Annotated in this window: 22 protein-coding genes; 12 read left to right on the forward strand and 10 right to left on the reverse strand. The window is 61.4% G+C overall.

The window, feature by feature from the left end:
* The first annotated feature begins 419 nt into the window (after positions 1-419).
* Positions 420-1,319 (forward strand): DNA-3-methyladenine glycosylase family protein, encoded by a 900-nt coding sequence (locus tag BM235_RS14275; RefSeq protein ID WP_255374378.1) that lies wholly within the window; start codon positions 420-422, stop codon positions 1,317-1,319.
* A 42-nt stretch (positions 1,320-1,361) separates the two neighbouring features.
* Here BM235_RS14275 and BM235_RS14280 read toward each other — a convergent pair whose 3' ends face one another.
* Positions 1,362-1,889, reverse strand: a complete 528-nt coding sequence (locus BM235_RS14280; protein ID WP_090114267.1) for a methylated-DNA--[protein]-cysteine S-methyltransferase — start codon at positions 1,887-1,889, stop codon at positions 1,362-1,364.
* Positions 1,886-2,494, reverse strand: coding sequence for a bifunctional transcriptional activator/DNA repair enzyme AdaA (locus tag BM235_RS14285; RefSeq protein ID WP_090114269.1), 609 nt, complete (start codon positions 2,492-2,494; stop codon positions 1,886-1,888). The genes BM235_RS14280 and BM235_RS14285 overlap by 4 nt, the downstream gene beginning before the upstream one ends.
* Positions 2,495-2,703: 209 nt before the next feature.
* Here BM235_RS14285 and BM235_RS14290 point away from each other — a divergent pair, with 209 nt between their 5' ends.
* The 3 genes from BM235_RS14290 to BM235_RS14300 are packed head-to-tail and all read left to right on the forward strand — an operon-like array spanning position 2,704 to position 5,672.
* On the forward strand, positions 2,704-3,777 hold the full coding sequence (locus BM235_RS14290; protein WP_090114271.1) for a LacI family DNA-binding transcriptional regulator: 1,074 nt from the start codon (positions 2,704-2,706) through the stop codon (positions 3,775-3,777).
* A gap of 30 nt (positions 3,778-3,807) precedes the next feature.
* Positions 3,808-4,533: a ThuA domain-containing protein gene (locus BM235_RS14295; protein ID WP_090114274.1), complete on the forward strand. Its 726-nt coding sequence runs from the start codon at positions 3,808-3,810 to the stop codon at positions 4,531-4,533.
* A gap of 32 nt (positions 4,534-4,565) precedes the next feature.
* Positions 4,566-5,672: a Gfo/Idh/MocA family protein gene (locus tag BM235_RS14300; protein ID WP_090114276.1), complete on the forward strand. Its 1,107-nt coding sequence runs from the start codon at positions 4,566-4,568 to the stop codon at positions 5,670-5,672.
* Positions 5,673-6,031: 359 nt separating this feature from the next.
* On the opposite strand, the gene BM235_RS14305 is transcribed toward BM235_RS14300, so the two are convergent.
* The 3 genes from BM235_RS14305 to BM235_RS14315 form a co-directional block, all read right to left on the reverse strand.
* Positions 6,032-6,238 carry a hypothetical protein gene (locus BM235_RS14305; protein ID WP_090114278.1) on the reverse strand — a complete coding sequence of 69 codons (207 nt, stop codon included), beginning with the start codon at positions 6,236-6,238 and terminating at the stop codon, positions 6,032-6,034.
* A 110-nt stretch (positions 6,239-6,348) separates the two neighbouring features.
* A complete protein-coding gene (locus tag BM235_RS14310; RefSeq protein ID WP_090114280.1) occupies positions 6,349-7,089 on the reverse strand; it encodes a DNA alkylation repair protein in 741 nt (246 codons plus the stop codon).
* Between the two features lie 128 nt (positions 7,090-7,217).
* Positions 7,218-8,351: a GntR family transcriptional regulator gene (locus BM235_RS14315; RefSeq protein WP_090114282.1), complete on the reverse strand. Its 1,134-nt coding sequence runs from the start codon at positions 8,349-8,351 to the stop codon at positions 7,218-7,220.
* Positions 8,352-8,503: 152 nt separating this feature from the next.
* Here BM235_RS14315 and BM235_RS14320 point away from each other — a divergent pair, with 152 nt between their 5' ends.
* The 3 genes from BM235_RS14320 (at position 8,504) to BM235_RS14330 (ending at position 12,111) form a co-directional block, all read left to right on the forward strand.
* Positions 8,504-11,263 carry an alpha-mannosidase gene (locus tag BM235_RS14320; RefSeq protein ID WP_090114284.1) on the forward strand — a complete coding sequence of 920 codons (2,760 nt, stop codon included), beginning with the start codon at positions 8,504-8,506 and terminating at the stop codon, positions 11,261-11,263.
* A 156-nt stretch (positions 11,264-11,419) separates the two neighbouring features.
* Positions 11,420-11,785 carry a DUF6864 domain-containing function gene (locus BM235_RS14325; RefSeq protein ID WP_143106680.1) on the forward strand — a complete coding sequence of 122 codons (366 nt, stop codon included), beginning with the start codon at positions 11,420-11,422 and terminating at the stop codon, positions 11,783-11,785.
* The gene (locus BM235_RS14330; RefSeq protein WP_090114288.1) at positions 11,782-12,111 is read left to right on the forward strand and encodes a hypothetical protein; all 330 of its coding nucleotides are present in this window, start codon (positions 11,782-11,784) and stop codon (positions 12,109-12,111) included. Before BM235_RS14325 ends, BM235_RS14330 begins: the two co-directional genes overlap by 4 nt.
* Before the next feature lie 56 nt (positions 12,112-12,167).
* Here the strand turns inward: BM235_RS14330 and BM235_RS14335 are convergent, their stop codons facing one another.
* Entirely contained in the window at positions 12,168-12,980 is an 813-nt protein-coding gene (locus tag BM235_RS14335; RefSeq protein WP_090114290.1) for a helix-turn-helix domain-containing protein, read from the reverse strand.
* A gap of 163 nt (positions 12,981-13,143) precedes the next feature.
* Between BM235_RS14335 and BM235_RS14340 the strand changes: the two genes are divergently transcribed.
* From BM235_RS14340 to BM235_RS32845, 3 genes are all read left to right on the forward strand, one after another.
* The gene (locus BM235_RS14340) at positions 13,144-15,129 is read left to right on the forward strand and encodes a glycoside hydrolase family 127 protein (RefSeq protein ID WP_369803515.1); all 1,986 of its coding nucleotides are present in this window, start codon (positions 13,144-13,146) and stop codon (positions 15,127-15,129) included.
* Between the two features lie 601 nt (positions 15,130-15,730).
* Positions 15,731-16,843, forward strand: coding sequence for an ABC transporter ATP-binding protein (locus BM235_RS14345; RefSeq protein WP_090114294.1), 1,113 nt, complete (start codon positions 15,731-15,733; stop codon positions 16,841-16,843).
* A gap of 12 nt (positions 16,844-16,855) precedes the next feature.
* Positions 16,856-18,430 (forward strand): glycine betaine ABC transporter substrate-binding protein, encoded by a 1,575-nt coding sequence (locus tag BM235_RS32845; RefSeq protein WP_090114297.1) that lies wholly within the window; start codon positions 16,856-16,858, stop codon positions 18,428-18,430.
* Positions 18,431-18,454: 24 nt separating this feature from the next.
* Here BM235_RS32845 and fdhD read toward each other — a convergent pair whose 3' ends face one another.
* From fdhD to BM235_RS14370, 4 genes are all read right to left on the reverse strand, one after another.
* Positions 18,455-19,246 carry a formate dehydrogenase accessory sulfurtransferase FdhD gene (gene fdhD / locus BM235_RS14355; protein WP_090114299.1) on the reverse strand — a complete coding sequence of 264 codons (792 nt, stop codon included), beginning with the start codon at positions 19,244-19,246 and terminating at the stop codon, positions 18,455-18,457.
* Positions 19,247-19,265: 19 nt separating this feature from the next.
* Positions 19,266-21,620, reverse strand: a complete 2,355-nt coding sequence (locus BM235_RS14360; protein ID WP_090114300.1) for an FdhF/YdeP family oxidoreductase — start codon at positions 21,618-21,620, stop codon at positions 19,266-19,268.
* A 176-nt stretch (positions 21,621-21,796) separates the two neighbouring features.
* Complete coding sequence (locus BM235_RS14365; protein ID WP_090114303.1) at positions 21,797-22,393, reverse strand: DNA-3-methyladenine glycosylase; 597 nt, start codon at positions 22,391-22,393, stop codon at positions 21,797-21,799.
* 732 nt (positions 22,394-23,125) lie between these two features.
* On the reverse strand, positions 23,126-24,895 hold the full coding sequence (locus tag BM235_RS14370; RefSeq protein WP_090114304.1) for a glycoside hydrolase domain-containing protein: 1,770 nt from the start codon (positions 24,893-24,895) through the stop codon (positions 23,126-23,128).
* Between the two features lie 159 nt (positions 24,896-25,054).
* Between BM235_RS14370 and BM235_RS14375 the strand changes: the two genes are divergently transcribed.
* Complete coding sequence (locus tag BM235_RS14375) at positions 25,055-25,915, forward strand: AraC family transcriptional regulator (protein WP_090114306.1); 861 nt, start codon at positions 25,055-25,057, stop codon at positions 25,913-25,915.
* Positions 25,905-26,744, forward strand: a complete 840-nt coding sequence (locus tag BM235_RS14380) for a helix-turn-helix domain-containing protein (protein WP_158543851.1) — start codon at positions 25,905-25,907, stop codon at positions 26,742-26,744. Before BM235_RS14375 ends, BM235_RS14380 begins: the two co-directional genes overlap by 11 nt.
* Positions 26,745-26,811 lie beyond the last annotated feature (67 nt).

Consider the following 26,811-nt stretch of genomic DNA (forward strand, 5'->3'; position numbering starts at 1 on the left):
AGGCAATTGGTGCGGCGGCCCAAGGATGCGCGCATTTGGGCGCTATCCGCCGCTCGTGGGCCTGCACCCGGCCGACGATGCACTCTTTTCGGAGCTATCTCGCCGCTCACGGCCAGTCTATGGCCGGCGATACGCGCATTTGGGCGCTATCCGCCGCTCGCGGGCCTGCACCCGGCCGACGATGCGCTCTTTTCGGCCCTATCTCGCCGCTCACGGCCAGTCTATGGCCGGCGATACGCGCATTTGGGCGCTATCCGCCGCTCGCGGGCCTGCACCCGGCCGACGATGCGCTCTTTTCGGCGCTATCTCGCCGCTCACGGCCAGTCTATGGTCGGCACTTTCACTCTAGTATAAAGGCAAGTTAACGAAATCCCGAAATCCCCGGCTTTGCGTTACAATGGCAACGGAGGAGGATGAACATGCCATTCGAACCGACGTTAACGCTCTCCGTTCCGGAGGATTATCGCTTTTCGTCCAATCTGGGTTATCTGGCGCGCTCGCCCAAAGAGTGCCTTCACCGCATCCGGGACGGCCGCCTTTACAAGGCGCTCCCGCTGGAAGGCACGCCGATCGTCGAGATCGGTGCCGATCGCGACCGCGGGCTGACCGTCGCCTTCGCGAGCGATCGGGGCGTTCCGAGCGAGGACGCCCGTGAGGCAGCGATCTCCTATATCCGCGAATGGCTCGATCTGGACACGGATCTCGAGCCTTTCTACCTTCTGGCTGCCGACGATCCGCTCCTGGCTGCCGCCGCTTCCGCGCATCGAGGCTTGCGCCTGGTCGGCATTCCCGATCTGTTCGAGGCGATGGCGTGGGGCATCCTCGGACAGCAGATCAACCTGGCCTTCGCTTACACGCTGAAGGCGCGTCTCGTTGAAGCGTACGGCGGCCAAATCGCCTACGACGGCGACGCTTATTGGACGTTTCCCGAGCCTCGCGTCATCGCCGGCTTGGAAGTCAAGGACCTGCTGCCGCTGAAGCTGACGGTCAAAAAATGCGAGTATCTGATTCATGTCGCGGAGCTGATCGCCGCCGGAGCGGTATCCAAAGGGATGCTGAAGGAGCTGGGGTACGGAGAGGCGGAAAAAGCGCTCGTCCGCATTCGCGGCATCGGTCCTTGGACCGCGAATTACGTGCTGATGCGCTGTCTGCGGATGAAGGACGCTTTTCCGATCGACGACGTCGGCCTGCATCATGCGATTCGTCATGCGACGGGCAGCGACGCCAAGCCGTCCCGCGAGGAGATCATGCGGCTGTCCGCCGGCTGGCGCGGCTGGGAGTCGTACGCGACGTTTTACCTGTGGCGATTGCTCTACTGAATGCAAGATGGGGCCGATAGCCGACAGCCACCCGCCGCAACGTTAAGCCCGACCGCCCCGCTCTAACTCGAGCAGCTTCGTCTTCATGCCGAGCCCGCCGCGATAGCCGGTCATGGCCCCGCTCTTGCCTACGACGCGGTGACAGGGTACGCATACGAGCACCGGATTGGCCCCGATCGCCGCGCCGACCGCTCGCATCGCGGAAGGCTTGTCGACGAGGGCTGCGATCTCGCTGTACGAACGCGTCTCGCCGTAGGGGATGGCGAGCAGCGCTTGCCATACGGCCTGCTGGAACGCGGTCCCTCTTGCATCGACGGGCGCTTCGAACGTACGCCGGTCGCCGTCCCAGTATTCGGTCAGCTCGCGCACGTACGGCGCCAGTCCCGCGTCGTCCCGGACGAGCTCCGCTCCCCGCATCCGGGCTTGCGTCCAAGCCTCGAGCTGCTCGAACGGCATGTCCGGCGAACCGATATAGCAAAGTCCTCGATCCGTCGCCGCCGCATGCAGCCGCCACTCTCCGTACTCGATTCGCGTCCAACGGACGACTTGACCCTTTTGCGAATCCGTCATTCCGATACCTCCTCGTAAGCCGGCCTGCGTCCCAGCCTTCTGAACTCGCTGGGCGTCGTGCCGGTTCTCTGCTTGAATACGGTAATAAAATAAGGAACGCTGCCGAAACCCACGGCATCGGCGATCTCGGCCATCGGCATGCTCGTCGTCTCGAGCAGCTCGGTCGCCCGCGCGATACGGGTGCGCTGTACGTACTCGACCGGGGTGACGCCCGCGATCCGTTTGAAAATACGATGTAAATGATAAGGGCTGCCCCGGTACAGCTCCGCGAGGCGGTCCAAGGTGATCGGCTCGTAATAACAGCGATCGATGAATGCGGTCATTTGACCGACCCACTCCGCGTCCGGCAGCTTCCGGTCGGTCGGCCTGCACCGCTTGCACGGACGGTACCCGGCACCAAGCGCCGGCTCCGAATCCGCGAAGATCCGTACGTTTTCCCGCTTCGGCGCCCTGGATCTGCACGAGGGACGGCAAAAGATGCCGGTCGTCATGACCGCGTACCGAAACCGGTCGTTGTAAGCCGCGTCATTGCCGACGATCGCCGTCCATTGTTCCTCGTCCGGCGCATCTCCCGCATACGTTCTATTCCTATTGTCGACGCCCATCTGCATCACCTCCCCCCAAGTATACCCGCAATCCCGAGCACTCGTAAGGCTTCCGGAGTACAATCGCAAGATATCGAAATCGATAACTGAGATTCCGAAAAAGATCCGATTGACTCGGATGCCCGCCGGTGGCATAATGTACGCGTGTACATTGTTGGATTTGAGGAAAGAAATAACGCGCGAACGCGTCGGGAAAGGAGTCGCAACGCATGGCTACGCGCAGGGAAGTCGCCGAATTGGCCGGCGTGTCCGAGGCGACGGTGTCCCGCGTGATGAACGGCGTCGGACCGATCAAAGAAGAGACGCGGCGCAAGGTGGCCGCTGCCGCTGCCGAGCTCGGCTACCAATTGAACGCCCTCGCCTCCGGCTTCGCCAAAGGAAGAAGCGGCAACATCGGCGTCGTCCTGCCGCACGTGCCGAAGGTCAGGCTGTTTTCCACCTATTACTTTTCCGAGATTCTGAGCGGCATCGGGGACGTCCTGCATCAGGCCGGTTACGGTCTCCTGCTTCTCTATCGCAATCCGCAAGCGCGGTACGACTACGTGTCGCTGTACCGGACGCGCAGGGTCGACGCCTGCCTGATCCTCGGGGCAAGCGATCTGCCCGAGGAGGCGGCTTCCGTCTTTGCCCTCGCCGACGAAGGATTGCCCTGCTGCGTCGTCGACCAGCGCTATGCGCGGGCGGGACTGCCTTGCGTGGGCGCCGATCACCGGGCGGGCGCTTATGCGGCGACACGGTATATGCTGGACGCCGGCCATCGCCGCATCGGCTTTTTGAACGGCTCGCCGCATTACTCCAACAGCGCGGACCGCTACGAGGGATACCGGCAAGCGCTCGCCGAGTCCGGCCAGTCTCCCGATCCGGCGATTCAGTTCGAAGGCAACTACAGCCGCAAGAGCGGTCAAGAAGCCGCCGGCGCGATCTTCGATCGGCTCGCGGCGTTGGACGGCCTGCTGTGCGCGAACGACCGGATGGCGATCGGCGCGATCCAGGGGCTGCGCGAACGCGGCGTCGCGGTGCCGGAGCGGCTGCCCGTCATCGGCTACGACAATTCCGACGCCTCCAGCCTGACCGATCCGCCGCTGACGACGGTAGAGGTGCCGTTTTACGAAATGGGACGGCTAGCCGCCGATTCGGTACTGGCGCGGCTGTCCGGCGAGAGCCGGGTCCTAAGCGGCATAGAAGTCGCGGAAGGCGCAGCGGTTTATCAAGCAAACGGTTCGAAGCCGGCCGCAGACGACGTACTGCTGCCCACGCAACTCATCATCAGGCGCTCCTGCTGAAGGATCGCAATCGAAAGGACGGGATATGAAATGACTAAAAAAGCGCTGATCGTATGGGGCGGCTGGGACGGCCATCAGCCCAAGGAGGTCGCGGAGCTGTTCCGCGCGACGCTCGCGGCCGAAGGCTTCGAGGTCGAGGTATCGGACACGCTCGAGGCGTTCGCCGACAAGGACAAGCTCATGGGCCTCGACCTGATCGTCCCGGCTTGGACGATGGGCAAGATCGAGCAGGAATGGGTGAACAACGTTTCCGCAGCCGTACAAGCCGGTACCGGGCTCGCGGGCTGCCATGGCGGCATGTGCGACGCGTTCCGCGAGAACACCGACTGGCAGTTCATGACCGGCGGCCAATGGGTGGCGCATCCAGGGAACGACGGCACCGAGTATGTCGTTAACGTGAAGCACAGCTCGAGCCCCCTCGTCGCGGGCATGTCCGACTTTACCGTGAGCACCGAGCAATATTACCTGCATATCGATCCCGCGATCGAGGTGTTGGCGACGACCCGGTTCCCGATCGCCCCGGGACCGCATTCGCCCAACAAAGCCGTCGACATGCCGGTCGTATGGACGAAGCGCTGGGGTCGGGGGCGCGTGTACTACAATTCGCTGGGCCATCAGGCGAACATCGTCGCGCTGCCGGAAGTGTCCGAGCTGATGCGCCGAGGCTTCCTGTGGTGCGCGGAGGGCAAGGCCGCCGGCGCGGACGACTATGCCGCGAGCGGCGCGTATACGGGCATGCAGGACAACCAGCTTTAATTTGGAAAAAAGATCGGGAGGGGAACGGTACGGTGGGGAACAAAGTAAAGGTCGGCATTATCGGTACTGGCAACATTAGCGGCATCTACCTGCAGAACGGCGGGCGCTTCGGCTCGATGGAGATCGTCGCCTGCGCGGATCTTGACGTCGCCAGAGCCAAAGCGAAGGCCGAAGAGCATGGCATTCGCGGCCTGTCCGTCGAGGAATTGCTCGCGGACCCGGATATTCAAATGGTCATCAACCTGACGATTCCTCAAGCGCACGCGGCCGTGTGCCTGCAGGCGCTCCAGGCCGGCAAGCATGTCTACGTGGAAAAGCCCTTCGCGGTCAAACGCGAGGAAGCCCGCGAAGTCGTCGAGCTCGCCCGCCAAAAGGGGCTGCTCGTCGGCAGCGCGCCCGATACGTTCCTGGGGGGCGGCATCCAGACGTGCGTCAAGCTGATCGAGGACGGCTGGATCGGCACGCCGATCGGCGCGACCGCATTCATGGTCGGCGGCGGGCATGAGAGCTGGCATCCGGATCCCGCGTTTTACTACAAGACGGGCGGCGGGCCGATGTTCGACATGGGTCCGTACTACCTGACCGCGCTTGTGGCGCTGCTTGGCCCGATCTCCGCCGTGTCAGGCGCAGCTCGCATCTCGTATCCCGAGCGGACGATCACGAGCAAGCCGAAGAGCGGCCAGAAGATCGAAGTCGAGGTGCCGACCCACGTCGCCGGCATCATGGAATTCGCGGCTGGCCCGATCGGCACCATTCTGACGAGCTTCGATGCCCCGGGCGGCGCGCAGCTGCCCTTCATCGAGATCTACGGCAGCGGCGGCACGCTGCAGGTGCCCGATCCGAACTCGTTCGGCGGTCCGATCCGGATTCGCCGCGCCGGATCCGGCGACTGGTCCGAGCTGCCGTTGACGCACGGCTATGCGAACAACGCCCGCGGTCTCGGCGCCGCGGACATGGCGCAGGCGATTCTGACCGGCCGTCCGCATCGCGCGAACGGCGAGCTGGCCTATCACGTGCTCGAGGCCATGCACGGCTTCCACGACGCGGCCGAGCAAGGCGTGCGCTACCGCATGCACAGCACGTGCGAGCGGCCGGCGCCGCTGCCGCTGGGTCTACGCGAGGGCGAGCTCGACGCCTAATTTGATATTAAATAGCCCCGCTTCCGGTTGACGGAGGCGGGGCTGTATTTGTTTGATGTTGGATACGCGGTGCCATCCGGCTCGCGGGACGGCCATCGCCTCTCGTAGTGCAGGCGATGCGCCCCTTTCGGCTCGCGCGACGCTGATCGCCTCTCCTAGTGCAGGCGATGCACCCCTTCCGGCCCCCACGACGCTCATCGCCTCTCCTAGTGCAGGCGATGCACCCCTTTCGGCTCGCACGACGCTCATCGCCTCTCCTAGTGCAGGCGATACACCCCTTTCGGCTCGCACGACGCTCATCGCCTCTCCTAGTGCAGGCGATGCACCCCTTTCGGCTCGCGGGACGCTGATCGCCTCTCCTAGTGCAGGCGTTGCACCTTATAGAGCCGGCGAATCACCAATCGCATCTCCAATAGCAGGCGTTGCGCCTCATCGAACTCGCAAATCGCCAATCGCCTCTTCAATAGCAGGCGTTGCTCCAGATCGAGCTCGCGACTCGCCAATCGCCTCTTCAATAGCAGGCGTTGCTCCAGATAGAGCTGGCGAACCGCCAATCGCCTCTCCAATAGCAGGCGTTGCCTCCTTATCGAGCCAGCAGATGGCCAATCGCCTCTCCTAGTGCAGGCGTTGTGCCTTATCACGTTCACGCCGCGGCTCTCGTTTCACGCCTTCCTCTCTACGCTCGCGGCTCGCTCGTCCCCTTCACATCCGCCGCTTCCCGTCTTCCCCTAACGCTGCGCCTCATCCCGCGGATCCGCTGCTTGGCGTCCGCGTCCACCCGGTAGGACTCGACGATTTTCTGCAGGGATTTGTTGAACGTGAAGTCGTCGAGCGCGCATTCGGCCAGGTAGGTCTCCGTCCGTTCGGGGAACTTCACGTAGCACATCGAAACCGCCCAGGCGACCGCCATTTTCACGTAATAGCCTTCATGCGAGACTTCGTCCAACAGCTTCAGCATGTCGTCCACGTAAACGTCGTCGATAAAATGCTCGAGCATCATGACGACGCCGAAACGGATGTCGTACTCCCGCGCCGACTTGAGGTACGGCTGAATAAACGCCCATACGGGGGCTTGGTTGTCGCGCGCGAACTTCATGCCGAGGCAGAAGCGGTCGCATACCGACCAATTGTCGATCTTCGGGACAAAGTCCGCCACGTACCGAAGCCGCTCCTCAAGGTTCATCTCGGCGTACCCCATGACCATCGCCTGCAGCATGATCTCTTCAAAAGCCTCGCTGCCGACGTCCTCTAGCCATGCCCGCCAGTCGCCCCGCGCCGCCGCGATCGCGATTCGCCGCAGCGCCGGCAGGCGGACGCCCATCAGATTGTCGATGTTCGGAATGAGCGACGAAGCGAACTTTTGATAGCCCGGCTCCGCCAACGCCTCCAGCTGTTCTCTTACGGTGATGCCGTTCATGTCAGGCTCCCCTCTTTGCACTTCCCGCGAGTTTTAGAAACTAATCATAGCGTATCGACCGCGCGAAAAGACGACGGCTTAAATAAAACCGCAAGAATTTATAATGAATCCCTTGCCGAACCTCGATCCTATCGCTGGTCGCTCATCGGAGCGGCCGTAGACGCCCGCACGATAAGCCGCGTCGGAATTCGAACCATGCTCCGCTCCTGATTCGGATTCGCGAATAGCGACAGCAGACGGCCCGCGGCTTCAAAACCGATCGTATCGCCTTGCTGCGCCACGCATGTCGGGGGGATCCTGGCGGCGTCGGCATGGTCGTAATCGTCGAAGAAGACGACGGACAAATCTTCGGGAACGCGCATGCCGGCCGCTTCCGCGGCGCGGATCGCAATCTGTCCGATTTGCTCGTTGACGGCGAACAAGGCAGTCACATTCGAGGCGGCTGCGAGAAAATCCGCGATCGCGTCCGGCTCCGCCCGCTCCAGCACGAGGCTGCGGTCCAGTACGACGCCGTAGTCGTTCAGCGCTTGGCGGAAGCCTTCAAGCCTTTCCTCCAGGCTGGTCGTGCCCTCGTAGGGCGTCGTCACGAAGCCGATCCGCCGATGGCCGAGACGCAGGAGATGCTCCGTCGCCTCGTATGCGCCCGCGATATGGTCCGAGCAGACGCAGTGGGTCGGCACGCCGCGCACGTATCGGTCGATGACGACGATCGGGAATCGGTCCAGCGTAAGCCGCAGCATCTCTTCGCTGTAAGTCCGACCCTCGGCCGGATAGACGATCACGCCGCGCGCGCCGGTCCGCAGCGCCTCCTGCAGCTTGACTTCCTCCCTTTCCTGGGAGTCGTCCGTCGTGAGCAGCAGCATTCTGAACCGCGAAGGCTCGAGCGCCCGCTCCACGCCGGCGAGCAGGCTGGTCGTCAGCATGCCCTGAAGCCGCGGCAGGATCACCGCCACCGCCTGAAGCTCCTGTTCTCCTGAAGTCTCTTTGCCAAAAGCGTACTTCGCAGGCTCGCCTTTTCCGGCTTCCTCCGCGACGAAGCTGCCCCTGCCTTGAATGCGAAAAACGACGCCTTCCTCCACCAGCTTGTCCATCGCGCCGCGAATCGTAATTCTGCTGACGTCGAACTGCTTGCAGAGCTGGTTCTCCGAAGGCAGCCTTTTGCCCGGCTTCCATTTCCCCGAACGAATCTGGTCGCGCACGTAGGACTCGATCTGGGCGTACAACGGCGTCCGCTTGTTGCTACGGCTCTCCGTATGGTCCAAGCGTCCTCCCCCTCACCACTATTACTTTTATACAACTTTATTCGTTCACGGACGCGTTTCCGGGTTTACAACCTTATAAAGCAAAGCTATGATTCGATTATAACAACCTTTCACCATCTTGTATATTCGTATTAAATAGGAGGTGCGCAGCGATGAAGAAACCTGTCGCGCATATTGTCTCTCACACGCATTGGGACCGCGAATGGTATATGCCCTACGAACGCCATCACGTCAGGCTGATCGAGCTGATGGACGTACTGCTCGATACGCTCGAGCGCGATCCCGAATACCGGAGCTTCCACCTGGACGGCCAGACGATCATTCTGGACGACTACCTCGAGGTGAGGCCCGAGAATCGCGAGCGCCTGACGCGATTCATCCGCGAAGGACGGATCGCGATCGGTCCGTGGTACGTGCTGCAGGACGAATTTCTAACGAGCGGCGAGGCCAACGTACGCAATCTGCTCGTGGGACACCGCGAGGCCTCCCGCTACGGCCCAGTGGCGAAGATCGGTTATTTCCCAGACTCCTTCGGCAATATGGGGCAGGCGCCCCAGCTCATGCGTCAGGCCGGCATCGCCAACGCGATCTTCGGACGCGGCGTCAAGCCAACTGGCTTCAATAATTCCGTCTCTGAATCAGCGGCCTACGAATCGCCTTTTTCCGAGATGATCTGGCGCTCGCCCGACGGGTCGGAGGTGCTCGGCATCCTGTTCGCCAATTGGTACAACAACGGCATGGAGATCCCGGTCGATCCCGAAGCAGCCCGCGCATACTGGGATTCCAAGCTAGCGGACGCGGAACGCTTCGCTTCCACGCCGCAGCTGCTGTTCATGAACGGGTGCGATCATCAGCCCGTGCAGAGCGACCTGCCCGCGGCGCTCCGCACGGCCCGGAACCTGTATCCCGGCTATGAATTCGTGCATAGCGACCTGGCCACGTACGTAGCGGCCGTAGAGCGCGCCTCCGACCGCGAGTTGACCGTCGTCGAAGGCGAGCTGCGCAGCCAACGCACGGACGGCTGGTTCACGCTGGCGAACACCGCCTCCAGCCGCGTATATATTAAGCAGGCCAACGCTAAAGGGCAGATTCTGCTTGAAAAACTCGCGGAGCCTTCAGCCGCCTTCGCCGCATCGCTGGGCATGCCTCATCCGACGCCGCTGCTCGTCCATGCCTGGAAGACGCTCATGCAAAACCATCCGCACGACAGCATCTGCGGCTGCAGCGTGGACGAGGTTCACACGGAGATGATGACCCGCTTCGCCAAAAGCCGGCATATGGCGGAGCCGATCGTGGAGCGGAGCGTCGCCTACATCGCCTCGCGCATCGATACGTCCCGGTACGGGGGCGATAAGCACGTCCCGTTCGTCTTGTTCAACTTCGCCGGCGCCGCGCGGTCCGGCACCGTGTCCGTCGAGCTCGACGTCGCGCGCCGCGCGTCCACGGACATCGGACCGGACAAAGCCTACGCGGCCATGGAGCTCATCCGGGTCGACGCCGGCGCCGTCGTCGACCACGAGGGGCGGCCCGTGGATGCCGAGATCGAAGACCTCGGCGTCCGGTTCGGCTACGAGCTGCCGGACGACAAGTTCAGGCAGCCGTACATGGCCAGACGGATCCGCGTCACCTTCGGCGCGGACAGCGTTCCTTCCAACGGCTACCGGACGTATGCATGGCGTCGCGAGGAAGACGCGGATCCAGCCGTCGCGGCGCCGGTCGCGGCGGCGGTCGAGATGACGGAAGCCGTTGCCGCGGCCCCATCCGATCTCTCGCTGAAAAATGAATATATCGCCGTCGTCGTCGGGCCTAACGGGAGCTTGTCGCTGACGGACAAAGAAACCGGAGAGACCTATCGCGACCTCGGCGTCTTCGAAAATTCGGGCGATATCGGCAACGAATATGTCTACGTCCAGGATGGCGGCCGCAAGACGCTCACGACGGAAGCGCTGAAGGCCGAGACGCGGCTCGTCTCGCGTACCGCTTGGCGCACGACGGTCGAGATCGTCCATCGCTGGGAGATTCCCGCCGAGGCCGATGAGCGGCTGCAGCGCGAGCGCGCGACGGCGACGTACCTGCCGGACCGCAAGGCCGGGAGGTCCATGCGAACCGTGCCGCTCGTCATCACGACGCTCGTCACCGTGGAACGCGGCGTCAAAGCCGTGAAATTGAAGGTTCGCTACGATAATCACGCCAAGGATCACCGCCTTCGCATGCGGTTCCCCACCGATGCGGCGACGTCCGGCGTCCACTATGCCGACTCGGTCTACGAGATCGCCAAACGTTCGAACGAGCCCGCCGCCGAATGGCGCAATCCGGACAACGCGCAGCACCAACAGACGTTCGCCGCCCTGGACTACGGCAATCGCGGATTGGCCGTAGCCAACGTCGGATTGAACGAGTACGAGGTGCTACGAGACGGCCGCGGCACGATCGCCGTGACGCTCCTCCGGGCGGTCGGAGAGCTTGGCGACTGGGGCGTGTTTCCCACGCCTGAGGCGCAGTGCCTCGGCGCGCAAGAAGCGGAGCTCGCGATCATCCCTTACGGCGGCGCCGATGAACGCTTTGCGGCCGCGCAGGAAGCGTACGCCTTCCAAGTGCCCTGGCTCGCCGTTCAGACGGACCCTCATGCCGGTTCGTTACCTGCCGCTTATAGCCTGCTCTCCTGGACGGGCGAGCGTCTGGCGCTAAGCGCCGTCAAACGCGGCATCCAGGGAGAGGATTGCTTCTACCGCTGGTTCAACATGAGCGGCGCGCCTGCAACGCTTGCGCTGCAAGCGGACGCGGATTCGGAATGGTTCTTGAGCAACGTGCTGGAAGAGGAGCTCGGCAAGCTCGCGCCCGACGAGGACGGCGTCCTCCGCGTGGACGTACGTCCTTGCGAGATCGTCACGCTTGGCCGCAAACGTTCATAAGCGCATCCCGGCCGTTCGAAGCGGCCGCCCGACTGATCTGACGATCCGGGCGGCCGTTATTTTGTCCGTTCAAGGCGATCGAAATGAACATATGACCGTCCCCCTGCTCGTACAATAAAATATCTGCGAGTCTATCTAGAGACGGGGGACATGCGCATGCGAATTCATTCCGGCGGCTTCGAGGTCGTCTATCACGGCAGGGTATTCGCCTACAAGATGAATCCGATCGAGATCACGTTGTCCGAGGAAAACGATCCGCTGACGTTTTTGTTTTGCGTCGAAAACGAGCCCGAACGGGACGACTTCGAGACGGACATCCGGCTCGTGCAGCACAATAAAGTCCGAATCGCCTGCATCAACTTCCCGAGAGGCAAGCCGACGGGCAACGACGACATGATCCATCTTGGCGTATTGAACAATCGCAGGCTGTCCCTGAGCTACGAAGTGACGATCAATTACGAAGCGACGGCATGGGTGCTGTCGTTTACGTTTTTCGCCGGCGAGGGGGTCCAGGGTCCATGAACAAGATCGAGATTCAAGATCCGAAGGTCGCCAGCAAGATCATCGCGGCGAACGCCGAGAGCGAGAAACGCAAAGCCGAGCTTGGATTTTTGGGGCGATTTTTCGGTTCGGGGGAAAACGTCCGGCTTTACATCGTCGGCACGATCGCGCTCGGCGTGCTGCTCATCGCGCTCGTCTACACGCTCGTCCCCGAGCGGAACCGGTCTTCGGACTTCGGCTTGAAGGACCTGTGGACGCTCGTGGTGCTCCCGGTCGAGTCGACGATCATCGGCTACCTGATCGGATCCAGAACGGGCGAGGCCGCTGAAAAGAAACCGAATCCCTAAAGAAAAACCGCCGCGAAGCATGCGGCTTTTTTAATGCAACGGCGGCAGCCGCGGTCTTAACGATTGTTGAGGCGGGTGCCCCCGAACGCCTGACGATAGGCGGTCGGCGTCACGCCGGCGAGCCGCTTGAACCACTTGGCGAACTGCTTGTCGTCGCCGAAGCCGACGCGGCCCGCGATTTCCTTGACCCCGAGCTTCCCGCTCGCCAGCAGCTCCTTCGCGGCATCCAGCTTCAGGCCGTGAATGTATTCGAGCAGACCCGCTCCGAATCGCCGCTTGAACATGCGGGACAGGTAGTCTTTGTTGTATCCGACGTGGTCGGCGATCCGGCCGACCGTAATGTCCGGGTCCAGCGCATGAAGGCGCGTCCACGCGAGCAGCTCGTAGAGCTGGGCGTCCAGCGCCGGCCTGCCGTCCGAATCCTGCAGCTGGTCGGCGAGTTCGATCAACAGGCACGTCAAAAAGTAATCTCCCGCCCCCCGAATGCGGTAACCGCCGTTGGCCGCATGAAGCAGCTGACGCGCCAAAATATGCACGCGGCTCGGGTTCGGGCAGCTCGCGTAGCGCGGCATCTGACCCGCAGGCGCCTCTTCCCCGGCTTCGGGAACGAAAAAGTGGAACCAATAAAAAGAAACGCCCGGCGTAGAAAGCCGATAGCCGCGATGGCGCTCCCCGGGCATGAGGAACAGAACGTCTCCTGCCCGCACCTCGTACATGCTTCCGCCCGTCTCCATGAAGACGACGCCAGAAACGCCGACGATCAATTCATAGTCCGCGATCGTGCGGTCCATATGCGACCAAGTCTCGTCCGACAGGAAATGTCCGCCCATTTGCAGTCGGTACGGCTCGTGCAAGTATAAAGGCAGCATGCCGCTCGCCCCTCTCCCCCGCCTCTCGATTTGAGGTCAGTTTTTGACACCTATTATACTTGATCGACTACCGACAAGGGAGCCTGAACTGCCTTAAAATAGGGTAGCAGCGAATCGCGATACGATGCGCGGCAAGATTGGATCACAATTCACAGGATGGAGCGTGAACAAATTGGCTCTTCAAGATCAGACTGTTTTCCCCCGCCCTCTCGAGCTTAAAAATGTCAGTATAAAGGACGATTATTGGTCCCCCTATGTCAAACTCGTGCGCGATACGGTCATTCCCTATCAATGGGAAGCGCTGAACGACCGCGTCGCCGATGCGGAGCCGAGCCATGCGATCCGGAATTTTCGCATCGCCGCGGGCATGGAGGAAGGCGCGTTCGGCGGCTTCTTCTTTCAGGATACGGATTTGTATAAATGGCTGGAAGCCGTCGGCTACGCGCTGGCCGCGGCGCCCGACGCCGATCTGGAGCGGGTCGCGGACGAGGCGATCTCGCTCGTCGCGGCCGCCCAACAAGAGGACGGCTACCTGAACACGTACTTCACCGTAGCCGAACCGGGCAAGCGATGGACGAACCTGACGGACTGCCATGAGCTGTATTCGGCCGGCCACCTCATCGAAGCCGCGGTCGCCTACGCCGACGCGACGGGCAAAAAAGCGCTGCTCGACGTCGCCTGCCGACTGGCCGATCATATTGACGCGACGTTCGGAGACCGACCCGGCCAGATTCGGGGCTACGACGGCCACCAGGAGATCGAGTTGGCGCTGGTCAAGCTGTACGAAGCGACCGGCGAAAGGCGGTACCTGGACTTGGCCGGCTTCTTCATCGACGAGCGCGGCCGGCAGCCCAGCTTCTTCCACCAAGAATGGGAAGCGCGCGGCCGCACTTCGGCGTGGACGCCCGGCGTCGTGCAGAAAACGCCGCCGTCGCTGTCTTACCATCAGGCGGACAAGCCCGTCCGCGAGCAGGAGGTCGCGACCGGCCATGCCGTGCGCGCGATGTATATGTATGCCGCGATGGCGGATCTGGCGGTCAGAAGCGGCGACGGGAGCCTGCTCGCCGCCTGCAGGCGGTTGTGGGACAATACGGTCCGCAAACAGATGTACGTCAACGGAAGCATCGGCTCCACGCACCACGGCGAGGCTTTCACGTTCGATTACGACCTGCCCAACGACACGAACTATTCGGAGACCTGCGCGTCGATCGGCCTGGTGATGTTCGCGCAGCGCATGCTGCAAAGCGAGGTCAAGGGCGAGTACGGCGACGTGCTCGAGCGCGCGCTGTACAATACGGTCACGGCGGGCATGGCGACGGACGGCAAGCACTTTTTCTACGTCAATCCGATGGAAGTGTGGCCCGCTGCGAGCGAGGGCAATCCCGGCAAGCACCACGTGAAAGCCGTCCGGCAAAAATGGTACGGCTGCGCCTGCTGCCCGCCTAACGTCGCGCGCTTGCTCTCGTCGCTCGGCCATTACGCCTTCGCCGCCTCCGAAGACACGCTTTATTCGCATCTCCATATCGGCGCCGAAGCGAAGCTGACGCTCGCCGGGCGGCAGATTGCCGTGCGAATGGCGAGCGGGCTGCCGTGGGCGGGCCAGGTTGGCCTGACCGTCACCGAAGCTGAAGGCACGGGAGACTTCACGCTCGCCGTGCGGGTGCCCGCTTGGTCCGGGGCTACCTCGTTCACCTTGAACGGGGAGCCGGCAACGCCGGAGATTCGGGACGGTTATGCTTACTTGCGACGGGATTGGCAGGCTGGCGACGAATTCGGCATGAAGCTGGACATGCGGCCTCGGCGAATCTACGCCGCCGCCGAAGTGCGCGCGAACGCGGGCCGCGTCGCGCTGCAGCGCGGCCCGCTCGTCTATTGCCTGGAGGAAGCCGACAATGGCGCACCGCTGGCCGCCTTGGCGATTCGCGCGGAATCCGAGCTCCGCGAGGTGGCCGGCGAAGGACGCCTGGCCGGCGCCATTCTAATTGAAACCGAGGGGCTGCGGCTCGAAGAGCCGGCGAACGCCGGCGGCGCACTGTACCGCAGCGATCCGCCGGTGCGGACGCCGAGCCGGATCGTGGCCGTTCCCTATACGCTGTGGGGCAACCGCGAGCCGGGCGAAATGCAGGTTTGGGTTCGCGAAGAGCCATAAGAGAAAGCCATTCATACGCGCTAGTCCGATCGATTATAAGTCCGTTCGTCTATCGCGCAAAAGTGCAGGATGGGTAGCCTCGCTCGTTCGTCCTCTCGTCTATCGTGCAAAAGTGCAGGATTTTGACCCGAAACATCGGGGTTCTCGTTGAAAGGGACGATCTATCGTGTACTTTTGCACGATAGATCGTCTAAACCCTCGATCACCGCCTAGGATGATGCGCTTTTGCAGGATAGCGCTCGACTCCATGCTCCTTCGACCATACACTCACTTCCCCAAGCCGCGTCGCTCTAACACACCCTCGCCTCCTTCATCGCACCGCCATAGCGCTAAATTGCGCTATTTTCGATGCATGGCCCCTCGCTTGCAGACACTTGTCTCCGCCCTAGCGCTAAATTGCGCTATTTTCGTTGCGTCGCTCCTCACTTGCACATACTCATCTTCGCCATAGCCCAAAATTGCGCTATTTCGACGCATGACCTCGCTCACGTACGCACTTGTCGATGCATGCTGTGCATGTCCCAGTTATTTCTGCAAGAAATGGACATACTATCCGCACTATCGCTCGCTTGGACGGGCAAACTGCGGGGAGCGAACGCGCTTGATCCAATTTGAAGGCATCACGAAGAAGTATCCGGACGGCACAAGCGCCTTGAAGGGCATCAACCTCGAGATCGGGGAAGGCGAGCTCATTACGTTGATCGGACCGAGCGGATGCGGCAAATCCACGACGATGAAGATGATCAACCGGCTCGTGGAGCCGACGAGCGGACGGATCTTCATCGACGGCAAAGACATCTCCAAGATCAATCCCGTCCGGCTTAGGCGGGAGATCGGCTATGTCATCCAGCATATCGGACTGTTCCCGCATATGACGATCAAGGATAACGTCGCGATCGTGCCGCGGCTCAAGCGGATGGACAAAAAGGCGTACGAACGCCGAATCGACGAGCTGATGGAAATGGTCGGCCTCGACCCCGATCAGTACCGCGACCGGTATCCGTCCGAGCTGAGCGGCGGCCAGCAGCAGCGGATCGGCGTTATCCGGGCGATGGCGGCGGAACCTTCCATCATCCTGATGGACGAGCCGTTCAGCGCGCTCGATCCGATCAGCCGCGAGCAGCTGCAGGACGAGCTGATCCGGCTGCAGGAGACCGTGAAGAAAACGATCGTCTTCGTCTCCCACGACATGGACGAGGCGCTCAAGATCGCGGACCGGATCGTCCTGATGAAGGGCGGCGAGATCGTCCAGGCCGATACGCCGGAGCGCATCCTGCGGCGGCCTAAAGACGACTTCGTCCGCAGCTTCATCGGCGAAGGCCGGCTGAACGAAGCCTCCGAGCACTTGTCGGTGGAGGATGTCATGCTGTGGAACCCCGTGACGGTGTACCAGTCCCGCGGGCTTGCGCACGGAGCGAAGCTCATGAAGCAGCATCGCGTCAACGGCTTGCTCGTCCTGGATAAAAATCGCGTGCTGCAGGGCGTCGTATCGAGAGAAGCGCTCGAGGAAAATTACCGGAACGAGGAGCTGACGCTGCAGGAAATCATGCGGACCGACATCCCCAACGTCGTCGTCGGCTCCAGCGTCGGGGATGCGGTGGACGTCATGAAGCAGCACGGCATGAGCTACCTGCCCGTGGTCCACCCGAACGGCCAGATCGCGGGCCTCGTGACCAATTCCAGCCTGATCGACGCCCTGCTGAAGCAGATCTGAACGGAGGCCGCCATGAATCTTTGGGACGTATTCATCAACCGACGCGACGACATCGTACGCGGCACGCTCGAGCATCTGCAAATCTCGTTTATCGCGCTGTTCATCGCCATCCTGATCTCGGTTCCTGCGGGACTCGCCTTGACGCGCTTCAGGCGGCTCGCCTCTCCCGTCATCGGGCTGACATCGCTGTTCCAGACGATCCCGAGCCTCGCGCTGCTCGGCTTCATGATCCCGCTCGTCGGCATCGGCCGGGTGCCGGCCATCATCGCGCTGACGGTGTACGCCCTGCTGCCGATCCTGCGCAATACGTATACGGGCATCATGAACGTGGAAAAGCCGATCAAAGAAGCCGGCATCGGCATGGGCATGACGAGCATGCAGGTGATGTGGCGCATCGAGCTGCCGCTGGCGCTGAACGTCATTATGGCGGGGATCCGCACCGCGACGGTCATGGTCATCGGCGTCGCCACGCTGGCCTCGCTGGTCGGGGCCGGCGGTCTCGGCGATCTCATTTTCCGCGGCATCTCGACGGTCAATACCGAGCTGATCCTGGCGGGCACGATTCCCGCCGCCCTGCTCGCGCTTCTGCTCGACTTTTTGCTGGAACGGATGGAGCGGGCGGTCACGCCGCCCGGCTTAAGGCCGGTCGGCCGCAAACGGACGAATCGCTTCGTGCGGGTCGTCGAGATCGCGCTCGGCATCCTGCTCGTCGCGGCGATCGCGACAAGCTTGCTGGGACGCGGCGGGCTCGGATTCGGCGGGGGCGGAGGCGGCAAGACAATTACCGTGGGCGGCAAAAATTTCACCGAGCAGGACATTCTCGTCCATATGCTGTCTTCCTTGATCGAGGCCAAGACCGATCTGAAGGTCGTGCGCAAGCCGTTTCTCGGCGGCTCCCAGGTGACCCACAGCGCCCTCACGAGCGGCAGCATCGACCTGTATCCGGAGTATACGGGAACGGGCTGGTCCTCGGTATTGGGCGAGGCGCCGATCGGAGGAGATCCGCAGGCCACGTACGACAAGGTAAAGGAAACCTACGAAACGCGGTTCGGCATCACCTGGCTGCCGCCGTTCGGATTCAACAATACGTATACGTTGTCCATGCGGGCCGACGCCGCCGCGCGTCTCGGCATCGACACGATGTCCCAGCTGGCCGCGCGATCGTCCGAGCTGACGCTTGGCGCAACGCATGAATTTTTGGAGCGGGAGGATGGCTTAAAGGGGTTGCAGGCCGCCTACGGCATGCAATTCAAAAAGGTGACCGGGCTCGACCCGGGCTTGACGTACGGCGCGGTCAAGGAAGGCACGACCGACGTCAACGACGCCTTCTCGACGGACGGGCGCATCCAGGCGTTCAAACTGAAGACGCTCAAGGACGACAAGCAATTTTTCCCGCCGTACTATGCCGCCGTCGTCATTCGCGACGACACGCTGAAGGCGCATCCCGAATTGGAAGAGACGCTGAACCTGCTCGCCGGCAAAATCGACGACGCGACGATGTCCGCGCTGAACGGGAAGGTCGACCTGGAGCGCAAGGAGCCGCGTGCCGTGGCGGAGCAATGGCTGAAGGAGCAAGGGCTGATCTGACGGATCGCGCCGAGAGCTGCCGGCTCACGTCATTATAATCCGGTCATGATGCGTGTACACGTTCAGCGAATCCGCGCGGATGAAGCCCACGCAGGTGATGCCGAGGTCGTCGGCCAACCGGAGAGCAAGATCCGTCGGCGCGGACTTGGACAGCAGCAGCGGGCAGCCGATCTTGGCGGCCTTCAGGACGACCTCGGAGGAGAGGCGGCCGCTGAATACGATGGCCCGCTCTCTAGCGGATATACGATGCCGGATGCAGTGGCCGAACAGCTTGTCGAGCGCGTTGTGCCGGCCGATGTCCGCCCGCGTCTCCGCCGCTCCCGATTCGTCGATCAAGGCGGCGTTGTGCACGCCGCCCGTCGCCGCGAACTCGGCCGAAGCCGCCTGCAGACCGGACATCCACTCGAAGCAGCGCTCGGCCGGGATCCGCAGTCCGCCGGTCAGCGTTTTGGCCGTACGGGCGTCGTTCTGGAAATAAAACTGCCGGCTTTTGCCGCAGCAGGAGCCGATCATGCGCTTCGAGTAGAAGTCCTTGGCTGTGGATTGCGGACGAACGAGCTCGACGCGGGCAAAGCCGCCTTGAACGTCCAGCGTCATCGCCTTGATATCTTCGCGAACGCGAATGACCCCCTCAGAGCCGAGAAAGCCGACGGCCAGATCGGTCAGGTCGCCGGGCGAGCAGACCAAGGTCGCGAATTCCTCGCCGTCGACGATCAACGTGAGGGGATATTCGGCCGCCACGTCCTCTTCCCGCTCCGAGACGATTCCCCCGTTCACTTTCGTCGCGGTCCATTTTACGATCGAAGTTCGTTCCATCCCCTACCTCCCCTTGCGATTATTCCGGCATGCCGATGTCCAGTTCCTCGATTCGCTTCTCCACGTACCGCGTATCCTTCAGCGCATGATACGTCTCCGCCTTTTCCACGACGACCGCCGCGTTGTATTCGGGAATGCCCGCTTGGGGCTCGTAGACGCCTTTGGGAAACAGCATATTGCCTTCCGGCCAGTACAGCTCGAGATTGCCCGCGGCCATCGCTGCCGCTTTGAACCTGCCGTGAAATACGCCGTGCCGGTTATAGACGACGACGGCGTCTCCCTCCCGAATGCCGAGCCCCGCCGCGTCGGCCGCGTTCATCAGCACGTCGTACCGTCCGGCGCCGTTAAACGGGTCGAGGTCGCCGTACACCATCGAATTGAACTGCTTGCCGCGGCGCGTCGTCGCGTAAAACCGGCCTTCGGGCTTGCGAAGCTCCGGAAGCTCGATCGGCAGAAGCCTGCCCTTGCCGTCCGGCGTCGGGAACTCGCCCCCCTCGCACAGCCAGGCGCCACCCCATTGGAAGACGTCGCCGCGACCCCGCAAATGCTGAATGCCGTCGTAGTTGGGCGCGGCCTTCGCGATCTCCTCGCGGACGGCAGCCGCATCGGCGAAGTCGACGGCATCGCGGCGCTCCGGCCTAACGCGTGCAGCCAGATCGAAGTAGATCTCCCACTCGGACCGGGCTTCCCCGATGCGCGGACCTTCGATCTCCGGCGAGAAATACACTATCCGTTCCGTCGAGGTGGACGTACCGCCGCCCGGCTGTTCGTACCGGGTCATGGCGGGCAGCACCCACACCTCCTCCGTCGCGTCGACGAGCGTAGAGGTATTAAGCACGATATCCTGATGGACGCGCACGTCGACGTTTTCGAGGCAGCGCCTGACGAAGTCGGGGTCCGGCATCGTCTCGATGAAGTTGCCGCCGGACGTGTAGAACACCTTGAGCTTGCGTTCATGATCGGCGGGCAGCATCGCGTTCTCGAGCGACACGCCTACGATATCGCCCTGCCAGCGCGGAAGCTCGAATCCCCATAGCGCCTCGATCCGGCGGGCGTGCTCCGGTTGGAAGTCCCCGCCGGGCAGGCTGAACGGATCCGCCCCCATTTCGCCGGAGCCTTGGACCCCGCTATGTCCGCGGATCGGCATGACGCCGCAATGCTCCCTGCCGACGAAGCCGCGGAGCAGCGCCAGATTGGCGACCTGCGAGATGTTGTCCGTGCCGAAGCGGTGCTGGGTGAGCCCCATGCTCCAGACGAATACGCCGCTGCGCGAGCCGGCCAGCAGCTTCGCGAAGTCGGCCATCCGCTCGCGCGACAAGCCCGACGACCGTTCGAGCGCCTCCCATTGTTGCCCGCGCACATGCGCCTGCAGCGCTTCATAACCGTTCGCGTGCGCCTTCACGAATGCGCGATCGATCGCCGAGCCGGGCCGTTCGTCCTCCATGTCGAACCAGTGCTTCATCACGCCGTTCATGAACGCGATGTCGCCGCCGATGTTCACCTGGTAAAAGTCGTCGGCCAGCTTCGTGCCGAACAGCGCGGACTCGGGAATCGAAGGCACCCAGTAGCCTTCCATCGCCGGCTCCCGGTACGGGTTGATCACGATGATCTTCGTGCCTTTGCGCTTGGCGGCGTACATATACTTGGTGGACACCGGCTGGTTGTTCGAAGCTACGCTTCCCCAGAACACGAGCACGTCCGTGCCGATCCAATCCTTGTAGCTGCAGCTGGAAGCGCCGATGCCGAGCGACCGCTTCATCGCGGTCTTCGAGGGCGAATGGCAGATGCGCGACGCATTGTCGATGTTGTTCGTGCCGATCAGGCGAGCGGCTTTGGCCGCCGCGTAGTACGACTCGTTCGTAATGCCGCGCCCGGTCAGGTAAAAGGCCAGCTGCTTCGGATCCACGCCGCGGATACGGCCGGCGATCCGGTCCAGCGCTTCGTCCCACGATGCGCGCCGGAAGGCGCGTTCGCCTTTCTCGCGTACGAGCGGGTAAGGGATTCGCCCTAATTTTCGCAGCTGCGCGCTATTCATCTGCCCGAGCTCGTCGATATCGGCATGCAAAACGTCCGGCTTGATCGGCCCCATCGTGTTCAGCCGCAGCACGTTCAGCCGGGTCGTGCACAGATGCGGGCCCATCAGCGTCTGATCGTAGAGGCCGGACACGCCGAGCGCGCATCCGTCGCAGACGCCCTGCGTCAAGATTCTGTATGCGTAAGGCAGATTGTCGCGATTGTCCCAGACGACCTTCATCGTGTCGCGGATATGATGCGGCTTCTGCCTGCCCAGGCCGAACGGCATCTTGCTCACCCACAGCTTGGGATCCGGACGTCCCGGCAGCTTCGTCCGCCCCGAATGCTTGGTCTTGCCCATCGTCGTCAACCTCCGCCTCAGCCGCGTTGGAAATGAAAAAGCCGCCTATCCGAAGCAGCCCGCTGCTCCAAGATTTGCGGCTTGGAATACGTTTAGTTTATCAGGTCGACCGATTGCGCGGCAAGCGTTTACAGAAAGACGACATGCGCAAAGCGTTCCCCTCTCGACTCACGGCTTCACTTGCCCATCCTCGATACAAACGGATTGCCCGTCTCCCAATACCGCCACGGGTAATCTCTCGCTTCGCCGCTGTTATCGATGCCGATCCTCGGTCCGGCGGATATGGACGACACGGGCCTTCCCTCCGCGATAAATAGCGGCGGCTTGTCCAGCGGCAGTCCGTAATCCTGGATGCCGATGCCCAGCGCCTTCGTCAACTTGCCCGGTCCGCTGGTCAGATGGTGGATTTTCTTCAACGGACCTCGGCGTTCGAGCATGAGCGCTTCTCCCTCCACGGGTTCGACGGCTCTGATCAATACGGCTTCGGGACAGCCCGGCTCGCCGCCGACCACGTTGAACAGGCAGTGGGTATGCATGACGAACGTATACGCGTAACCTGGCGGACCGAACATCACTTCCGTTCGCGGCGTCCTTCGTCCCCCGTAGCTGTGCGCGGCCCGGTCTCTCGGTCCGACGTACGCTTCCGTCTCCACGATCCATCCCGACGCGATGCCGAGCTCCGTTTCTTTGACGAGCAGCATTCCGAGCAGCGACCGGGCCAGTTCGAGCGTCGGCTTTTGAAAAAACGAGAGGGCTACGGGCTTGGTCGTCAATGGGATCACCTCTTAATTGCTTACAATCGCATACCTAGTCTTCTCAGTCCACTATACAATATAACGTACATCCCAAGATGCCGCTTTGAAACCACGAGGTTGAGTGAAGAGATATGGATTTGTGTGGGAACGCGAGCGGACACAGGAGACGCTATTTCGTGAAATAGCGGTCATTTGCGATGTTTGCGGACTGGAGAGACGTTATTTAGCCGAATAAGAGTCCAAACGGCCGATATTCAAGGCAATAGCGGATCCTGGGTACGCCAGCGAACTGGAATCGGCGATTTGAGCGCAAATAGCGGATCCTGGGTCCGCTCGCACGTGGTTATATCTACTCAAAGTTAGTTGTAGGTGGAATCGCGATTCGTGTGAGAACGCAAGCGGACACAGGAGACGCTATTTCGTGAAATAGCGGTCATTTGCGATGTTTGCGGACTGGAGGGACGTTATTTAGCCGAATAAGAGTCCAAACGGCCGATATTCAAGGCAATAGCGGATCCTGGGTCCGCCCGCGAACCGAATCGGCGATTTGAATGCAAATAGCGGATCCTGTGTCCACCACCTCTAATGTCAGGCAGCAGAAGTCGTCGGCTGATGCGTGCAATCGCTGGCGGGCGCGTCTAGTCGCTGCCTAGGCGCGCAATCGGCGCGGACGTTGCATCCTAGCAGCAACTGTAGCCATGCAAAGCCCCCGCTCAGCTACAGCTGACGGGGGCTTTGCCGAACGTCATATTAAGCTTCCCCGGCCACGCCGACGCCCGCGCCAGCAAGCGCCTCCAGCACGCCGGCGATGATCTCCTCGAAATGCCCGTCGTTCAGCGAGAACAGCTCTTCCTTCCGCTTGCGCGAGTGCCTGTGCAGCTCCTTTTTATCGCTCCACAGGAACACTTGGCGCATACGCTGCTCGAGCTGCTGCCGGTCGCCGCCCTCGCGGACATAACGCGCGAGCAGCTCGAAATCGCGAATGCCTTTTTGCAGCAGCTTGTACCGCAAGGACAGCATTGGCGTCCCGTCCCGACCCGGATAGACGAAGTTGGTGTCGCCTGCCGGGAAAAACGGATAGTGGTACGAGATCTTGTTCAGCGGATCGTTCGGCCACACCGTATAATTCCAACGCAGGAAGCCGTCCAGGCGGAATTGCCATGCCAGCCATGGGAGCAGCCTGCTCTCCAGCAGATGGGAGGCGATGAACGTATTGACGTGCATCTGTTCGCAGGCGACGTAGAATAGCGTTTTTCCGTCTTTCCCCTGCTTCAAAGCCATCAGCTCGTCGTACTCGTCGGCTACGCAATCCAGGCTCGGCACATGGTCGAGCAACCCTTCTTCCTTGATAAACTCCGCATGGTTGATCGCGACTTTGTACCGGAAGGAGGGCGCCATCTCCCGGAGCGCGCTCAAGCGGCCGCGGAACCGCTCGAGATCCGCCGGCTCGTCCGCCAGAATTCGCACCTTGCCGATCCAGCCTTTATCGATGAAATTTTTCTCTAAAGCGGACACGTACCGCGCGAGCTCGCCCTTGTCTTTGATGTATTTGTACGTACCGCTGCGCTCGTCGAAATACCGGACGCGGACGGCGTCGTCAAGGTCCGGAATGACCCGGCCGTAGCCCGCTTCCTCGATGACCCATATATTCAGCAGCCCGAACACTTCGATCTCGCTGTCGATGCCATGCTTCTCGCACAGTTCCACGTACCGGTTCAACGACCCGAAATCGTATGCCCACTCCCCGTCCGCGCGCCGCGCGACGTTCACGATGCTGTACTCGAACATATTCGCCGGATCGACCCGGTCGAACGCGGAGCCTTGTCCCGACCACGGGACCTCGGATACGACCACGGTGGCGGCTTTTTGGCCGAGCTCCGCCAGCGAGGCGACGTAACCCTCCATAATGTCGAAGTGCCGGTCGCTCCACAGCTTGACGTCGTATTTGCGCGCGATGTTGGCGTTGTGCTGCCAGAGATCCAAATAAAACGTATAATCGGACGCCCGGGGCAGCTCCACGTCCAGCACCTTGATCTCGAATTCGAGCGTCCCTGCGAGCGTCTCGTCCTCGAACATCCGGTGACGGTAGACGGAGATACGAGGGCGATATACGCCGGGCTTCGCATCCGCATCGATCTCCACCTCGACCCATACAGGCTGTACCCTTTTCTTCTCCACATGGATGACGCCTTGTTCCAGGATCATGTCCGACTTGAGCTGCCGATCGTCGTCCTCAACCAATCCGATCAGCTTTGCCTGGACGCGTCCATGGGTCAAGCCGGGCACATCCACGCTTACGCGGAAAACGTCGATCGGCCCGCGCTCGTAAAAAGCGGCTTCTCCGTTCACGCCGACGAGCATCTCATCCTCGGAATAGAGGAGCAGCTGCGCGGCCGCCCTGTCGTTTTTCCCGACCGTCAGCCGAATGTCCTTCGGCTCGTCGAAAGGCACCGTAAATTTATGCAGAACGCCAAGTACATATTTATAGCTCTCGTATTCCAGTCCAAGCGCAATCGTCATTCGGACGGCCTCCCGCTTCAATGTGCTTACCCTCCGAGTATACGTTCGCCCCCCTGGGAGTCATATGCCATTTATCCGTGAAAATATGGATTTTTCCCGCGTTTATGATACAGTTAAGCCAAATGGCCCGCGAGGGCGTTCCGAAGGCGGGGCGAAGACGTGGAGTTCGAAAGCTTCTACCGGCTGCCCGACGACGACGATAAGGGCTTCAACGATCCGGGACATTATCTGCTGATCAATTCGGTCGGCTATTACAAGTTCGAATCGTTCTTCCGGATGACGCACCGGAGACTCGGGCGTAAGGATTTTTACCTTTCCTACAACCATGCCGGCCCGATGACCGTTCGTCTTCGCGGACAGCGGCGGATCCTCGCGCCCGGCAGCTTCTTCCTGCTCCGTCCCTTCGAAGAGCAATATTACGGCCACGATCGGGAACAGGAATTTTTCGCGTATTGGGTCCACTTCACGGGCTACGGCGCGGAGGAGCTTCTGCATCGGGCGGGACTGCTGGAAGACCAATCGATTCAAGCGGGCGCGGACGACCGCACGGTCGAGCTGTTCGAGGCGATGATGGAGGAAGTACGAGACAAGAAACCCGGCTACGAGCTGGCCTCCTCTTCCCTCCTATCCTATCTGTTTTCGATGATCGCCAGGCAGAATGCCAGGGACGGCGGCTTCGAATCGGCACCCATGCGCAACGAAATCTATGAATCGATCAAGTACATTCACGATCATTACGCCGAAGAGATTTACGTCGGCCGATTGGCCGAGCTTTCCCACCTAAGCACCGACCGATTTACGGCGTTGTTCAAACGCATCACGTCCACGACGCCGCAGCAATACATTCTCCGGTTTCGGCTGCAGCGGGCCTGCGAGCTCATGAAGCGGACCAACATGAATATCAAGCAAATCTCCGGCCTGGCAGGCTTCGAGGACCAGCTCTACTTCAGCCGGATTTTCAAAAAATATTACCGCGAGACCCCATCCCAATACCGGGCGAGGTTCCATGATGAAGGATAATCCGCTTCGTTCCCTGCTGGCGGCCGCCGAGCTGACGGTACTGAAGTTCGACAATCACCGTCTGCGCGCGATCAACTACCGCAACCGCGTCATTCACGATTACTATATGATGACCTACGTCCGCAGCGGATCGGCCAAGCTCAGAGTCGAGGACCGCGTATACGACATTCCGCCGGGCACCGTCATTTTTATTCCACCGCTCCTTGAACATGACCAATACAAAGACACGGACGAGGAGACGGAGTTTCTCTGGTGGCATTTTACGTACCGGATCCAGAACGCGATCGACGTGCTGCCTTTCTTGCGGATCCCGTTTATTTATCCGCTGCGCGACCATCGCCGGTTCGAGGACGCGTTCGACGAGCTGATGCTATGCCAGAACCCGGAGGACGGGCATCTCCCGAAGGTGATCCTGCAAAAAGCGAAGTCGCTCGAGCTGCTGTACGTGCTGCTGGACAGTGCCGTCGGCCAAGCTGGCGCCGATAATCCGGAGCTGCCGCCCGCGGGCTTCCTGTCCCTGCTGCTTAAGATCGCGACCCGGCCCGAAGCTAATTTATCGCTCGCCGAGCTGGCCAAAGAACTGCATATGAATCCGACTTACGTGAGCAATCAATTCAAGAAGACGTTCGGCAAATCTCCGATTCTGCTCCACCGGGAGATGAAGATCGCCAAAGCCAAATCCATGCTGGAAACGGGCGAGCGCACCGTCGCCGACATCGGCGCCGACCTCGGCTTCCAGGACGTGCAGAGCTTCACCCGGTTGTTCAAGAAATACGCGGGCATCTCGCCGAGTCAGTACAAGCGGTTGTTCGAAAACAGACCTGTATAAGTGTTAAGTATCCCTGAATTATGGCGCTAGGATAAGCATGGCGGTTCCCGCTACAATTGATCTATCA

The sequence above is a fragment of the Cohnella sp. OV330 genome (assembly GCF_900112065.1).
In the GTDB taxonomy this organism is placed as follows: Bacteria; Bacillota; Bacilli; order Paenibacillales; family Paenibacillaceae; genus Cohnella.

Coding starts and splice junctions, on each gene's coding strand:
- BM235_RS14290 (WP_090114271.1), top strand. CDS start 2,704: ATGGCTACGCGCAGGGAAGTCGCCGAATTGGCCGGCGTGTCCGAGGCG.
- BM235_RS14280 (WP_090114267.1), bottom strand. CDS start 1,889: ATGACGGATTCGCAAAAGGGTCAAGTCGTCCGTTGGACGCGAATCGAG.
- BM235_RS14370 (WP_090114304.1), bottom strand. CDS start 24,895: ATGACGATTGCGCTTGGACTGGAATACGAGAGCTATAAATATGTACTT.
- BM235_RS14360 (WP_090114300.1), bottom strand. CDS start 21,620: ATGGGCAAGACCAAGCATTCGGGGCGGACGAAGCTGCCGGGACGTCCG.
- BM235_RS14325 (WP_143106680.1), top strand. CDS start 11,420: ATGCGAATTCATTCCGGCGGCTTCGAGGTCGTCTATCACGGCAGGGTA.
- BM235_RS14285 (WP_090114269.1), bottom strand. CDS start 2,494: ATGGGCGTCGACAATAGGAATAGAACGTATGCGGGAGATGCGCCGGAC.
- fdhD (WP_090114299.1), bottom strand. CDS start 19,246: ATGGAACGAACTTCGATCGTAAAATGGACCGCGACGAAAGTGAACGGG.
- BM235_RS14380 (WP_158543851.1), top strand. CDS start 25,905: ATGAAGGATAATCCGCTTCGTTCCCTGCTGGCGGCCGCCGAGCTGACG.
- BM235_RS14320 (WP_090114284.1), top strand. CDS start 8,504: ATGAAGAAACCTGTCGCGCATATTGTCTCTCACACGCATTGGGACCGC.
- BM235_RS14310 (WP_090114280.1), bottom strand. CDS start 7,089: ATGAACGGCATCACCGTAAGAGAACAGCTGGAGGCGTTGGCGGAGCCG.
- BM235_RS14295 (WP_090114274.1), top strand. CDS start 3,808: ATGACTAAAAAAGCGCTGATCGTATGGGGCGGCTGGGACGGCCATCAG.
- BM235_RS14330 (WP_090114288.1), top strand. CDS start 11,782: ATGAACAAGATCGAGATTCAAGATCCGAAGGTCGCCAGCAAGATCATC.
- BM235_RS14275 (WP_255374378.1), top strand. CDS start 420: ATGCCATTCGAACCGACGTTAACGCTCTCCGTTCCGGAGGATTATCGC.
- BM235_RS32845 (WP_090114297.1), top strand. CDS start 16,856: ATGAATCTTTGGGACGTATTCATCAACCGACGCGACGACATCGTACGC.
- BM235_RS14335 (WP_090114290.1), bottom strand. CDS start 12,980: ATGCTGCCTTTATACTTGCACGAGCCGTACCGACTGCAAATGGGCGGA.